We start from the raw sequence: 13346 nt of genomic DNA, 5'->3' as shown, positions 1-13346 counted from the left end.
ATGAAGAATGAAGGCTCTATCAGCCAACCATACACCTGACAATTTAATAAACCCTTGGAAAATGCTGCTGTGGCTGTTAATTGCCCAGATTATGGTAGCTTTTATCGGCCGCAGCCTTGGACCTCTCGGTATTTTAATCGGCGAAGATTTTTCCCTGTCTAAAGCTCAGATCGGCCTTTTGCCTTCCGCCTTGTTTATCGGTCAGGCGCTGGCTTCCATACCTACTGGATTTGTAGTGGACAGGTTTGGTTCACGTCCGCTCTTATTAATAATGACCTGCTGTTTAGGCCTAAGCTTCATGGTGATGACCTTTAATGCTTATTATTGGCTGCTGATTGTGCTCATTATTATCGGTGGGTTAGGGTATGGAGGGATGCATCCGACAACAAATCGGGGGATTGTCTATTGGTTTACACAGTCGAACCGGGGGACGGCTATGGGGATTAAACAAATGGGCATTACGCTGGGCTCGGCTCTGGCTGGTTTTCTCTTACTGCCGCTTGCTGCTTCTTACGGCTGGCGGCCTGTTTTATTTTGCGCAGGTCTCGGTCTTATCCTTGCAGGAGTGTTAGCCTTTCTTTCTTATAAAGATCCTGTAGAAGAAAGAGGAAGTAAAAATCCACAGTCTATAAAATCTTTTTACGTATCTCTTTTGTCAATGGCGAAACACAAGCCATTATTATTTGTGAGCATTAGTGCCATGTTTCTTAACGGCTCTCAAATGTGTTTAAATACTTACATTGTATTATTTGCCCATGAAAAAATTGGAATCAGCTTATTTTTTGCAGGGATGCTTTATGTTATCTCTGAAATTTGCGGTTCACTGGGCCGCATAGGGTGGGGAATGATTAGCGATCGTATTTTTAATGGTAAAAGACTAGTTATCATTATAATTATTGCTGTATTAACAGCATCAGCGAGTACGGCAGTAGCGTTCATACCAGAAGGCACTTCCTTTGCTGCCATGATTCCAATTATTATGGTATTTGGCTTTGCCGTTTCCGGCTTTAATGGAATTTGGATGAATTTAGCTTCAGAGCTCGTACCAAAAGAGCTTTCAGGTTTATCGAGCGGATTCAGCATTATGCTTGGATCATTAGGAGTCATTCTCGTGCCGCCCTTCTTTGGAACGATGGTGGATAATACGGGTAGCTACACAGCTGGATGGTTAACAATCACCTCATTAATGGGAATTGTTCTCATTCTTTTATTCATCATTTCAAGGATGAGACAGACAGACGAATCCATATAGACGAAGGAGAAGTTTTATGAAATTTGATCCAACTGATTTAGCGGTAAAAGATATGTACAAATTATTGAGCGGATCTGTTGTACCAAGACCGATTGCCTGGGTATCTTCAATCTCCACGGATGGGGTGCAAAATTTAGCGCCTTTTAGCTTTTTTACTGTGGCTTCAAGAAACCCTGCCATGCTGTGTATTTCCATTGGCCCAGGGGTAGGAGAACGTGAGGGCACTATTAAAGATACGCTGACCAACATCCGGGATCAAAAAGAATTTGTCATTAATATCGTTTCTACTCCTCTTGGTAATGCTATGCAGAAAAGCGCAGGGAATCTTCCAAATCATATCGATGAGTTTGAAGAGGCGGGCTTAACTCCAGTGGATAGTGAAAAAGTTCTGCCAAAAAGAGTTAAGGAATCACCGATTCAAATGGAATGTAAGCTGCATGAAATAATAAACCTTGGAACAGATCATCTCATTATAGGACAATTGCTTCTCTATCATATTGATGAATCTTTTTATTTGGAAGACTATAAAGTAAACCTTGAGAAACTGCGGCCGTTAGGAAGACTGGCCGGGAACTATAGTGAAAACAAGGATTTTTTTACACTGCCTAAATAAGTCAATTCGCCTGGCGGTTTAACAGCTCATCCAGCTGCTGGCTGCATTTAACTGTTCTGTTGTCAGTTAGTCCATATTTGAGTCCTAGTTCAATCATTTCTTTTCTTTTGTTTTGAATAGCTTTCGTTTGTTTGTAGGGTGTTGGCTTCATAATTTTGTTCATTTTTTGTCGTTCCTTTCTATGTAATTCGAGCTCTTTGCTGGTTGCTTAACAGTTGTTAGGACAAACTTGTTAGTACAACTGAAAACATTATGCCTATTATTCCCATTTTTTGCAATAGCTTCAACAAACTAATACAAAAGTTTTCATTATGAGACATGAAAATCTTTTAAAATTACAAAAAAATACAGTTGAGTGAAAGTAAAGATAAAAATGGCTTTCGGCTGGACGATAGTCTGGGATCAATATGTAGGTGAGTTACTAATCACTGTCCCCTTATACATATATTCCTCCATTGGCTTGTGCTCTTATTGAAATCAGTTTTGAAGGAGGGCATGGAACTTTAGATGGGATGAAAGTTATGGAAAGGGGTTTTTTTAAACAAAAAATAAAGAACGGCTTATTAAGCCGTTCTTTATTAGTGGAAAACTTTAGTTGTCCAGTCTTCGCAGTTCCAAACATCTGTTACGATATCTTTGTAAAAATCAGGTTCGTGGGAGATGAGCAGGACGCTTCCTTTATAATTTTGTAAAGCCCGTTTCAATTCAGCCTTGGCATCCACATCCAAATGGTTGGTCGGCTCATCTAATACGAGAAGATTCGTTTCTTTATTAAGCAGCTTGCAGAGGCGGACTTTTGCTTTCTCTCCACCACTCAACACCTTCACTTTACTTTCTATGTGTTTTTTAGTCAGTCCGCATCTAGCTAGCGAAGCCCGGACTTCCTGCTGTGTAAAATGTGGGAATTCCTTCCATATTTCTTCAATACATGTCATGTTATTTTCTTCTTTAAGCTCCTGTTCAAAGTAGCCGATATATAGATAATCACCCAGTTCCACTGAACCAGAAATGGGCTGGATTTCACCAAGAATACTTTTAAGCAAAGTTGTTTTTCCTATACCGTTTGCTCCCGATAAGGCAAGCTTCTGGCCGCGCTCCATTGAAAGGTTTAGCGGACGAGAGAGCGGCTCCTCATATCCTATAATTAGATCCTTTGTATCAAAGAGCATTTTTCCAGAAGTACGTGCTTGTTTAAAACTGAACAATGGTTTTGGCTTCTCTGCATCTAATTCTATAACATCCATCTTATCGAGCTTTTTCTGACGTGACATTGCCATTTTGCTTGTAGCTGCATTAGCTTTGTTTCTGGCTACAAAGTCTTTAAGGTTGGCAATTTCTTTTTGCTGCTTTTTGTAGGCGGATTCCAATTGTTGTTTTTTCATTTCGTGGACGCGAAGGAACTCATTATAATCTCCCGGATAACGGGTAAGCTCCTGATTTTCCATATGATAAATTATGTTGACAACACTATTTAAGAATGGAATATCGTGTGAAATTAATATAAATGCATTTTCATACTCTTGAAGATAGGTTTTCAGCCAATTAATATGCTCGATGTCCAAATAGTTTGTCGGCTCATCAAGAAGCAGAATATCAGGCTTTTCAAGAAGAAGTTTAGCCAACAGAACCTTTGTACGCTGACCGCCGCTTAAATCATGGACATCACGGTCTAGTCCAATTTCATCAAGTCCAAGTCCATTGGCTACTTCTTCCACTTTTGCATCAATTGTATAAAAGTCATTGTTTGTTAACGCATCTTGGATTTGCCCGGTTTCGTCTAGCAATTTCTCTAATTCTTCTGGTTCGACTTCTCCCATTTTGCCAAACAGGCGATTCATCTCTTCTTCCATATCAAACAAGTATTGAAAGGCTGTCCGCAGGCCATCGCGAATCGTCATTCCTTTTTTTAGGTCCGCATGCTGATCGAGGTAGCCGACGCGTGCTCTTTTCGCCCAGCTGATTTGGCCGCTGTCAGGTTCGATTTTTCCGGTAATTATATTCATGAAGGTGGACTTTCCTTCACCGTTCGCACCGATAAGTCCAATATGTTCACCGTGAAGCAGTCGAAAAGAAACATTTTCAAATATAGCACGATCTCCAAAGCCATGGCTTAGATTTTTAACTGTTAGTATACTCATTTAAAACACCTTTTCCTTATTCATTTAAACTGTTACCTATTATATAGGGGAATTCCCTTTAACGGTAGGGGGCACTTTTAACAAAAAAGTACAGCCCCCTGATAAGCATTCTAATGATGGGCTTTTTCTTTCTTAATTAATGCGGTCTGGCTGAGCATCGCCTGGTCAAGGCGGGCAATATAAGGCATGAAAAAGTGGATGAGAATGCCGCTGAATAACATAATTATCACCGTACCCACACCAATTGGTCCGTTAAATACAAACGCGATTATTGTAAGGACCAGGCTGATAAGTGCTCTTGAAATGGATACGTTTAACCCTGTTAGATTTTTAACGACAAGCATAGTTCGGTCAAATGGATTAGGGGCGAAATCCGCCTGAAGATTAATAGCAATTCCCAGACCGGCAAAAAAGATTCCAAATCCTAAACATATAAATTGGGTAACCAAAGTATCGGGGTGTATCCAGCTTTGAGTGGAAAACACCCAAACATCAATAAAAAGGCCGGTCACTAACGAGGTAATCACTGCAAAATATTCCGGCTTCTTTTTTTCAGCGATAGCATTAAATAAAATCATAGAAAAGCCGACAACGATTTCCCAGCTGCCTATTGTTAAGCCGAACGTTCTAAACAAACCTACAAGTAAAGCATCAAAGGGGGAAGTGCCCAGCTGGGAATGAATCGTCAGGGCGATACCTAATGTCATAATAATAATTCCACAGATGTAAAACAATGTCCTTTGGCGTGCGCGAATGGACATACAGCTTCCTCCCTTTTTATAAATTTTTTACCATTACGTAGTGGGCGATACCATCTTCAAAAAATTCTTTAGAATCTATACTATAGTTAAGCTTACGATAAAATCCCGCGGCTTGTACTTGACCGTGCAGTATTACCTTTACACAGCCTTTATCTCTCGCAATTTTCTCCAAGGTATGAATGATCGCCTTTCCGATACCATTTTTTCGAAAAGCAGGCAGAATACAAATTCTTTCAAGCTTTGCTGTTTTTTCAAAAAATCTTATACGTCCAGCTCCTGCAGGTGTATTTTTATAAGAAGCAAGGACATGCAGTGCTGCTTCCTCCCATTCGTCGAATTCATCTTCAATAGGAACATTCTGCTCTTGGACGAAGACGCACTTTCTAATTTCAAATGCCTGCTCTAATTCTTCCCGTGTTTTAATCTCCCTTACTTCCATTTACTATGACTCCGATCTAAACTCTGTATTTTCAGCTCCGTAAATTGTATCATAGGAGAGGTTTTAACCAAAAGATTCCTGCATCGAATTGCGTGTTTATAGAGGTTTTGAGCTTGTCACTCGCTTGCTTTTCGTGTAATGTAAGACTAGATTTATTACAAAGACAGAGGGAAACCTTCTTTCCGAGGAGGTTTTTTGTTGTTTTTCAGGTTTTTAAAGGAGGTAATTTATATGATAAAGGCAAACCCTCTAGCACTTATTCCTTTCTTAATATTTATTGTGCTTTTTATCGGCTCTGGGGTGTTCCTTGGTGACTTTTACCAAATGCCGGTTCTCGTTGCTTTATTTGCTGCAATCTTTGCAGCCCTGTTAATGAACAGAAAAGCCAGCTTCGGCGAGAAAGTTGGCCAATTAACTAAAGGAGGCGGAAATCCGGACATCATTTTAATGGTAGTCATCTTCCTGCTGGCTGGTGCATTTGCTTCAGTTGCAGAAGGGGTGGGGGCAGTCGAATCTACCGTAAACCTTGGGTTAACTATTTTACCTGAGAATTTACTGCTGATCGGTCTTTTCATTATATGCTGTTTTATTTCAATATCGATGGGGACATCTGTCGGTACGATTGTCGCACTTGCTCCTATTGGGCTTGGTGTTGCCGAGCAGACGGATATCAGCGTAGCTGTGACGATGGGAGCGATCATTAGTGGATCGATGTTTGGCGACAATTTATCTATCATTTCCGATACGACTATTGCAGCTGTAAGGACACAAGGGACAGAGATGAAAGATAAGTTTAAGGCTAACTTTTTTATCGTTCTGCCGGCAGCTCTGATTACTGCTTTAATTTTTGGCTTGATTACAGCGGATGCTGTGTCAGCTGTCGATGAGGAAACCCCTTTTCAACTTGTAAAAGTTCTTCCGTATGTGGGCGTTCTGGCTTTTGCCGTTGCTGGGGCTAATGTCATATTTGTACTCATTGGTGGTATATTGTTTGCTGGTACTGTAGGACTTGTTCTTAAAGAGATTTCCTTTTTGGATTTTATGGAGCTTCTCGGAGAAGGCTTTACGGGCATGCAGGAACTCGCCATGCTTGCCATTTTACTTGGCGGTTTAGTGGAGCTGATCCGAAGCAACGGAGGGATCGCATGGCTGCTTGAAGTATTCAGTAAGAAAATGAATAGTGCTCGCGGAGGAGAAGCCGGAATTGCAGGGCTTGTTAGTGCTGTTAACTTCTCTACAGCGAATAATACAATTTCTATAATAACTGCAGGTCCGCTGGCCAAGCAGATTTCTGAACGATTTGGAATTGATCCGAGAAGATCAGCCAGTGTTCTTGATATTTTTGCAAGTTCAGTTCAGGGATTAATTCCGTATGGTGCTCAAATTCTAGCAGCTGCCGGAGTAGCAAGTCTATCTCCCGTTGAAATCGTTCCTTACTGTATTTATCCGATGCTCCTTGCATTAAGCGGTATACTGGCCATTTTTTTCAGGTTTCCACGATTTACGACTCGAAACAAACAATAATTAAAAACCGGATGAACCCTTAGGGAGCATCCGGTTTTTTAGGAAGAGACAATTAAAAGTTTGTGCTGATTCTCAATCGGGGTTATTTGCTGTATTATTCTTTATAGCGTTTAACCGAATGGGTCGGAGAACTGCTTTATGAAGTATTGCGGCTGTACTTAGCCAGGAATATGTAACCATTGATGACATGGTGAAAGCCGATTTCTGGATGAATATAATGTCCATAATTGTAATCGTACTGTTTGTTTACCTCTGGCAGTCCTAAGTTAGACTGAAAAAGCTCTCGGCATGAGAGCTTTTTCTTATGGTTTTCTATAGGTAACGAGGGTACTAAAATCCAGGGGGGAACGCATATAATTAAAGATATACAGGATAAAGCCGCCGATGATCAGCAAAAAAATTCTGCATATTCATTAACAGCCTTCATTAACAGCTTTTTTAATTCATGCCATTAATACGGGCTTTATTTAAAAAATGTATTTGGGGTGAGAAAATTGCCAAGAGTTAAATATACAGATTCAGACATTGCCTTGATGGCAAGGATGATGAGAGCAGAAGCCGAAGGTGAAGGCAAACAAGGCATGCTTTATGTCGGAAATGTCATCGTTAATCGAGCCGTTGCGGATTGTTTGGACTTTACTGATGTTAGGACAATTCCACAAGTGATTTATCAGGTCCAAGGAAATAACTATTCATTTGAAGCCGTGCAAAAAGGAAATTTATTTTATAACAGAGCAAGATCTGTAGAAAAAAGATTAGCCAGACAGAACCTGGAGTTTTGGAGGGAACACCCTGCAAAATATGCTCTTTGGTATTTCAATCCATATGCTCCTTGTCCGCCAACATGGTACGGTCAGCCGTTTGCTGGTCAGTTTAAAAATCATTGTTATTATGAACCAGCAGCTGGAACTTGTGAAAGCGTATATATGGGGTAAGCTTCGCTGCCTAATTGGCGTTAAACTTGAAATGAACAGAGATAGAATAAAAGCAGCTTCCATGTAGGAAGCTGCTTTTATTTATTTTACTTCTTTATATCCCTACCTTTTGCAGTGGGGAGGGCAGGCAGTTTAGCGCTTTTTCAAAGTCACGGATTAAATCTTCAGGACTCTCCAGACCTACAGACAGGCGAAGCAGTCCATCAGTAATCCCTCGTTTTTCTCTTTCCTCTTTAGGCATAGAAGCATGTGACATCGTCGCTGGATAAGACAGAATGGATTCTACTGCACCTAAGCTGACAGCAAACACAGGTAATTCCACGTTTTGGCTGAAAGCTTTAACTTCTCGTGCGTTTTTTAATCGAAACGAGAGAACTGCACCGGCTCCGCTCGCCTGATAAGAGTGAGTGGAAGATCCTGGATGAGTGCGGAAGCCAGGATAATAAACTTCTTCAACAGCAGGATGATCTGCCAGATGTCTCGCTATCTTCTCAGCTGATTCAGAGGACTGTTTTAGGCGGCAGTCAAGAGTCTTTAATCCTCTTAATACAAGCCAGCAATCATGGGCTCCAAGAATCGAACCGAAAGCATTTTGTAAAAAGGACAACTGATCAGCGATTTCTGAGTGATTTGTAACGGCAAGACCAGCGACAACATCACTGTGTCCGGCAATAAATTTGGTTGCACTGTGGAGGACAAGGTCGGCTCCAAGCTCCAGCGGACGCTGGAGAGCAGGGGTCATGAACGTATTATCCACATACGTTAAACAGTTATTAGCTTTTGCGAGCTTTGCCACCGCTTGTATATCCGTAATGTTAAGTAATGGATTGGAAGGTGTTTCAATATAGATGACTTTCGTGTTCGGCTGGATGGCTGTAGCTACAGCGTGCAGATCGGTCATATTTACAAAAGTATGATCAATGCCAAAGCGTGTCAGCACATCATGAATCATTCTAAAAGTACCACCGTACACGTCCTCTGAGATCACGACATGATCTCCTTTGGAAAGCAGCATAAACGCAGTAGATATAGCGGCCATTCCTGAAGCAAAGGCAAATCCTTTACTGCCTCCTTCAAGCTGAGCAATCATATCCTCCAGCGCTTCTCTAGTCGGGTTGCCGGATCGGCTGTAGTCATATTTGCCGGGATTTTCGAAATCTTCCTGGTGGTAAGTGGAAGCCTGCTGGATAGGAACACTAACTGCTCCTGTTACACGATCCACCTTATGGTCGTTATGAAGTAATCTTGTCTGAAAACTGTGTGGATTAGTCATGTTATGCTTCCTCCTTTTGTAATTTAAATAGCGCCTGCTCCAAATCAGCTTTTAAATCTTCCGGGTGTTCAATCCCGACTGAAAATCTTAGGAGACGGTTGCAGACTCCATAAGCGAGCCTTTTTTCTTCAGGAATGTCTGCATGTGTCTGTGTCGCAGGATAGGTAATAAAGCTTTCTACTCCACCAAGACTTTCAGCGAACGTTATGACTGATAAATTTCTAAGAAAGGGGTCGATACAGTGTTCAGAATTTAATCGGAAAGAAAGCATGCCCCCTTTTCCAGGATAGAAAACGTGACTAACCTCTGGGTGGTTGTGTAAATACTCCACCAGCTCTTTTGCATTCGATTCGTGCTGTTTCATTCTTAATGCCAGTGTTTTCATCCCTCTCATTAACAGCCAGGAATCAAAGGGGGAAAGTACGCCTCCTGATGTATTTTGGTAAAATCCAATCTGCTCGCAAATATCTGGATCTTTACCGACGACAAGACCTGCCAGTACATCATTGTGGCCCCCTAAGTATTTAGTGGCACTGTGAATGACAATGTCTGCTCCTTCCGTTAAAGGCTGCTGCAAATAAGGAGTGTATAAAGTGTTATCGACAATCAGCAGACACCCATGTTTCCTTGCAACTTGTGAAATTTCTTCAATGTCAGCAAGGTGCATGAGTGGATTTGTCGGTGTTTCTACATAAAGAGCTTTTGTCTGATTCGTGATAAAATCTTCAATTTCGTTTAGTTTCCGGCTGTCACAATAGCGGAAAATTAAGCCATATTGTTTGGAAAGGTATTCAAACAAACGATAACTGCCTCCGTACAGATCTTCGGAAACGATAATTTCATCACCGGATTTAAAAAGGGACAAGGCCCCTTGGATGGCAGCCATACCTGAACTGAATGCAAACCCTTTACAGCCTTTCTCTAAATCTGCAATAGACGCTTCTAATAAAGTTCTGGTTGGGTTGCCTGTACGTGTATAATCATAGCCTGTCGACTCACCTATGCCGGGATGTTCATAAGCGGTTGATAAATGAAGGGGAGCGTTAACCGATCCTGATGGATCATTATTATTATTTCCGGTATGGACTAATTTCGTTTCTGGTTGCCTCGAACACATAAAGATTCTCCTTTTTAATCAAAGTCAATAAAAAAAGTCTTCCTCTTAGTTGATAAGAAGAAGACTTTCGTCAGTAGAATTCACCTTCTTATCTTCCAAGCTAATTACAGCTTGCTGGAGTTAGCACCGTACTGAAAGAAAATTCAGTGGTTGCTGAGGCTTCAACGGGCCAGTCCCTCTGCCTCTCTTGATAAGAGAATATTAAATTATTGGATAAAATTGCTTGCCATTTAATTTACATGAACAAGACACTTTTTACAAGGGTAAAATGGAATTATTTTAATTTTTTTATTTAAAAGGAATTTCTTCTTTAAGAATAGAATGTAATCTACAATGGTGAAAAAGGAGTTTTTACATATGAAAGCTGAATTAGTTATTAATAGTCAATCAACTTTAGGAGAAGGTCCTTTATGGGATCCGGAACATAACCATTTCTACTGGGTGGATATAGTAGAAAAGAAAATCCACCGCTTTAACACAGAAACAAATGAGAAGGAAGAAGTCCTTTTCGATAGCCCTGTAGGTGCTGCAGCCATAAACCAAAAAGGCGGTCTCATTGTCGCCTTAATGACGGGCTTATATGAACTAGATTGGAAAAACGGTAATGCCAAACTAATTGAAGATCCAGAAGTTCATCTCCCGGAAAATCGGTTTAACGATGGAAAATGTGATCCCTATGGACGGTTTTGGGCAGGCACAATGGATGAAGGTGAAAACAAAACAACGGGATCCTTGTACTGCCTTGATCTTGATGGGACCGTAACGAAGAAGCTGGATAACCTTGGCATATCAAATGGAATTACCTGGTCTCCTGACCATAAGTACATGTATTTTATCGATACACCTACAGGAAAAGTTGTTCGATACAATTACCATATGGAATCAGGGGATATATCAAATCCAGTTGATGTACTTACATTTCCCGAGAATAGCGGTTTTCCTGATGGTATGACAATCGATAAAGAAGGAATGCTATGGATTGCTCATTTTGCCGGCGGGGGTGTTTCCCGCTGGAACCCTGAAACGGGAGAACAACTGGCTTTTGTTGATATCCCTGCAGTAAACGTAACTTCTTGTACGTTCGGCGGGACGAACTTAAATGAATTATATGTAACAACGGCTAAAAAAGACATGACAGAAGAACAATTGAGCAAATATCCTTATGCCGGCGGGGTATTTAAAGTGAAAACAGAGATTGAAGGAATCACTAATTTTCCTTATAAAGGGAAGAGTTTCTTATAGTATTCAAGTAATTTACGTGTCCCATTTAACAGATTTCTTTAAAATAACAGTAGAAGATACTAAAGGAGGAATTATTAATGGGACTGCTTGATGGACTTATGGGAAACGCCAGTAAAGTTGATGAAGAGAAACTGGGGAAAGAGCTGGAAGGCGTACTAATTGATGGTGAAAAGGTCGAAAGTGGATATAAAGTAGTAAGAGATTCTTTTATTTTTACTAATAAGAGATTGATTTTAGTAGATAAGCAGGGAATGACAGGAAAGAAAGTGGAGTATCATTCCATTCCTTATAATAGTATCATTCATTTCAGTACAGAAACCGCTGGCAGCTTTGACCTGGACTCTGAACTTAGAATCTGGCTTTCCGGACAATCTGAACCTATTCAGAAGCTCTTTAAAAAAGATAGTCCGATCCAGGAGGTTCAAAGGACTCTGGCTAAATATGTGCTGTAATATCTTTATTCCAACTTCAAAAATTAATAGGTTTTAGTCAAACCCTGCTGAAATTCAGCGGGGTTTTAAAATGCAAATTTTTACATAAAACCCATTTTCGACATAGCAAGAAAAAAAGCCTCTAAATAGCTGTTTTATTGGCATGTTTGAAACATTCATTATTCAATTTTCAGATAAAAAAGAAAAAAATAAAAACTATAAAATGACCCTCAGCCTATGAGCCTCAAGAATGAAAACGCTTACCAAATTTACTTAATAATCAAATTAGTCAGAAAACTTAACAAAAACCTGTTGACCTTTTCTGAAAATGGCGTTAAAGTAGTCCTCAATCAACTATAACGCTTCTGAAAAAATAACGGCTGCGAAAGTTGGTTCATGTGGAAGATAGACCTTAAGATCATGTGCAGGAGTGCATGCCTGCATATGGTCACCCAAACATTAATACCTTAATTGAAACAAAAAATTTAAACAGAAAGGAGTGCTTTAAATGAGCAACCAGTGGATTTATTTAAGCGGAGAGTTTGTAAACAAAAACGAAGCTGTAGTCAGCGTCTATGACCATGGGTTCTTATATGGTGACGGGGTGTTCGAAGGCATTCGTGTCTATGAAGGCAATATTTTTAAGCTGGATGAACACTTAAAACGGCTTTATGATTCAGCTAAATCGATTATGCTTCATATTCCATTTGAAAAGGAGGAACTGGAGCAGATTATTGCTGAAACCGTCCGTAAGAATCAGCTGGAAACAGCTTACATCCGCGTAGTGGTATCACGAGGCACTGGAAACCTTGGATTAGATCCTGCCAGCTGCTCAAATCCGCGCTTGGTTGTCATTGCTGAAGCACTTGCTTTATTTCCTAAAGAGTTATATGAGCGCGGAGTACGCTTAGCATCTGCATCAAGCCGCAGAAACCGGCCGGATGTTCTGCCTCCGCAAGTGAAATCATTAAACTATTTAAATAATATTCTAGTTAAATTAGAAGCCAACCAGGCAGGCGTTGACGAAGCGCTAATGTTAAATGATCAAGGCTATGTAACTGAAGGATCAGCAGACAACATTTTTATTGTGAAAAATGGCACTATTTATACCCCTCCCGTTTATTTGGGAGCTTTAGAAGGGATTACTCGTAACGCTATCATTGATTTAGCTCAGGAACACGGTTACGAAGTGAAGCAGGAACCTTTTACAAGACATGACGTTTACGTGGCTGACGAAGTCTTTTTAACAGGCACAGCTGCAGAAGTCATTGCGGCAGTAGAAGTCGATCAGCGTCAGGTAGGAGACGGGAAGCCAGGTGCCGTAACCAACCACCTGCTTTCTGAGTTTAGAAAAATCACAACTACGGATGGTTATCAAGTATATTCATCCAAAGGTAAAGCACAAGTCAGTTAACTTTTAAATAAATATGCTAACTCGAAGACAGGAATAAAGAAATAAGATCTAGCATTTACAGAGAGCCGGGGTTGCTGGAAGCCCGGAAATGCTTCTTATTTTCGACATCATCCTTGAGTGTCCCAGCCGAACGGCCATCACCAAGTAGGTGGGATCAGGTGTTATCTAGAGCACCTGTTATCAAAATGGAGCTGTGAACGATTTATA

The 13346-nt window shown here is 40.6% G+C and carries 13 protein-coding genes and 1 riboswitch; of the genes, 7 read left to right on the top strand and 6 right to left on the bottom strand.

The window, feature by feature from the left end:
* Nucleotides 1–7: 7 nt before the first annotated feature.
* The gene (locus B7E06_RS13125) at nt 8–1252 is read left to right on the top strand and encodes an MFS transporter (protein WP_082234426.1); all 1245 of its coding nucleotides are present in this window, start codon (nt 8–10) and stop codon (nt 1250–1252) included.
* Between the two features lie 16 nt (nt 1253–1268).
* Nucleotides 1269–1865, top strand: a complete 597-nt coding sequence (locus tag B7E06_RS13120) for a flavin reductase family protein (protein WP_082234425.1) — start codon at nt 1269–1271, stop codon at nt 1863–1865.
* Between the two features lies 1 nt (nt 1866).
* On the opposite strand, the gene B7E06_RS13115 is transcribed toward B7E06_RS13120, so the two are convergent.
* The 4 genes from B7E06_RS13115 to B7E06_RS13100 all read right to left on the bottom strand — a co-directional run bounded on the left by B7E06_RS13115 (nt 1867) and on the right by B7E06_RS13100 (nt 5203).
* The gene (locus B7E06_RS13115) at nt 1867–2028 is read right to left on the bottom strand and encodes an aspartyl-phosphate phosphatase Spo0E family protein (RefSeq protein WP_245807731.1); all 162 of its coding nucleotides are present in this window, start codon (nt 2026–2028) and stop codon (nt 1867–1869) included.
* 415 nt (nt 2029–2443) lie between these two features.
* The gene (locus B7E06_RS13110) at nt 2444–4003 is read right to left on the bottom strand and encodes an ABC-F family ATP-binding cassette domain-containing protein (protein WP_082234424.1); all 1560 of its coding nucleotides are present in this window, start codon (nt 4001–4003) and stop codon (nt 2444–2446) included.
* Nucleotides 4004–4113: 110 nt separating this feature from the next.
* On the bottom strand, nt 4114–4764 hold the full coding sequence (locus tag B7E06_RS13105) for a YczE/YyaS/YitT family protein (RefSeq protein ID WP_082234423.1): 651 nt from the start codon (nt 4762–4764) through the stop codon (nt 4114–4116).
* Between the two features lie 16 nt (nt 4765–4780).
* Complete coding sequence (locus B7E06_RS13100; protein WP_082234422.1) at nt 4781–5203, bottom strand: GNAT family N-acetyltransferase; 423 nt, start codon at nt 5201–5203, stop codon at nt 4781–4783.
* A gap of 231 nt (nt 5204–5434) precedes the next feature.
* Here B7E06_RS13100 and B7E06_RS13095 point away from each other — a divergent pair, with 231 nt between their 5' ends.
* Both B7E06_RS13095 and B7E06_RS13090 read left to right on the top strand, forming a co-directional pair.
* Nucleotides 5435–6727 carry a Na+/H+ antiporter NhaC family protein gene (locus tag B7E06_RS13095; RefSeq protein WP_082234421.1) on the top strand — a complete coding sequence of 431 codons (1293 nt, stop codon included), beginning with the start codon at nt 5435–5437 and terminating at the stop codon, nt 6725–6727.
* 494 nt (nt 6728–7221) lie between these two features.
* The gene (locus B7E06_RS13090) at nt 7222–7662 is read left to right on the top strand and encodes a cell wall hydrolase (RefSeq protein ID WP_082234420.1); all 441 of its coding nucleotides are present in this window, start codon (nt 7222–7224) and stop codon (nt 7660–7662) included.
* Between the two features lie 94 nt (nt 7663–7756).
* Here B7E06_RS13090 and metC read toward each other — a convergent pair whose 3' ends face one another.
* Together metC and B7E06_RS13080 are read right to left on the bottom strand one after the other, a co-directional pair.
* Entirely contained in the window at nt 7757–8935 is a 1179-nt protein-coding gene (gene metC, locus B7E06_RS13085) for a cystathionine beta-lyase (RefSeq protein WP_082234419.1), read from the bottom strand.
* 1 nt (nt 8936) lies between these two features.
* Complete coding sequence (locus B7E06_RS13080; protein WP_082234418.1) at nt 8937–10052, bottom strand: methionine biosynthesis PLP-dependent protein; 1116 nt, start codon at nt 10050–10052, stop codon at nt 8937–8939.
* 85 nt (nt 10053–10137) lie between these two features.
* Nucleotides 10138–10249, bottom strand: a riboswitch (SAM riboswitch).
* Nucleotides 10250–10409: 160 nt separating this feature from the next.
* Between B7E06_RS13080 and B7E06_RS13075 the strand changes: the two genes are divergently transcribed.
* The 3 genes from B7E06_RS13075 (at nt 10410) to ilvE (ending at nt 13139) form a co-directional block, all read left to right on the top strand.
* Nucleotides 10410–11294, top strand: a complete 885-nt coding sequence (locus B7E06_RS13075; protein ID WP_082234417.1) for an SMP-30/gluconolactonase/LRE family protein — start codon at nt 10410–10412, stop codon at nt 11292–11294.
* A gap of 77 nt (nt 11295–11371) precedes the next feature.
* On the top strand, nt 11372–11746 hold the full coding sequence (locus tag B7E06_RS13070; RefSeq protein ID WP_082234416.1) for a PH domain-containing protein: 375 nt from the start codon (nt 11372–11374) through the stop codon (nt 11744–11746).
* A 487-nt stretch (nt 11747–12233) separates the two neighbouring features.
* Nucleotides 12234–13139: a branched-chain-amino-acid transaminase gene (ilvE, locus tag B7E06_RS13065; protein WP_082234415.1), complete on the top strand. Its 906-nt coding sequence runs from the start codon at nt 12234–12236 to the stop codon at nt 13137–13139.
* Nucleotides 13140–13346 lie beyond the last annotated feature (207 nt).

It is taken from the genome of Halobacillus massiliensis (assembly GCF_900166625.1).
Classification (GTDB): domain Bacteria; phylum Bacillota; class Bacilli; order Bacillales; family Halobacillaceae; genus Halobacillus_A; species Halobacillus_A massiliensis.
This window is presented reverse-complemented; position numbering and strand designations above follow the sequence as displayed.

Bases quoted from the DNA above. Each gene is read 5' to 3' on its own strand.
- metC (WP_082234419.1), bottom strand. From the start codon at position 8,935: ATGACTAATCCACACAGTTTTCAGACAAGATTACTTCATAACGACCAT.
- B7E06_RS13100 (WP_082234422.1), bottom strand. From the start codon at position 5,203: ATGGAAGTAAGGGAGATTAAAACACGGGAAGAATTAGAGCAGGCATTT.
- B7E06_RS13075 (WP_082234417.1), top strand. From the start codon at position 10,410: ATGAAAGCTGAATTAGTTATTAATAGTCAATCAACTTTAGGAGAAGGT.
- B7E06_RS13110 (WP_082234424.1), bottom strand. From the start codon at position 4,003: ATGAGTATACTAACAGTTAAAAATCTAAGCCATGGCTTTGGAGATCGT.
- B7E06_RS13095 (WP_082234421.1), top strand. From the start codon at position 5,435: ATGATAAAGGCAAACCCTCTAGCACTTATTCCTTTCTTAATATTTATT.
- ilvE (WP_082234415.1), top strand. From the start codon at position 12,234: ATGAGCAACCAGTGGATTTATTTAAGCGGAGAGTTTGTAAACAAAAAC.
- B7E06_RS13115 (WP_245807731.1), bottom strand. From the start codon at position 2,028: ATGAACAAAATTATGAAGCCAACACCCTACAAACAAACGAAAGCTATT.
- B7E06_RS13120 (WP_082234425.1), top strand. From the start codon at position 1,269: ATGAAATTTGATCCAACTGATTTAGCGGTAAAAGATATGTACAAATTA.
- B7E06_RS13080 (WP_082234418.1), bottom strand. From the start codon at position 10,052: ATGTGTTCGAGGCAACCAGAAACGAAATTAGTCCATACCGGAAATAAT.
- B7E06_RS13125 (WP_082234426.1), top strand. From the start codon at position 8: ATGAAGGCTCTATCAGCCAACCATACACCTGACAATTTAATAAACCCT.
- B7E06_RS13105 (WP_082234423.1), bottom strand. From the start codon at position 4,764: ATGTCCATTCGCGCACGCCAAAGGACATTGTTTTACATCTGTGGAATT.
- B7E06_RS13070 (WP_082234416.1), top strand. From the start codon at position 11,372: ATGGGACTGCTTGATGGACTTATGGGAAACGCCAGTAAAGTTGATGAA.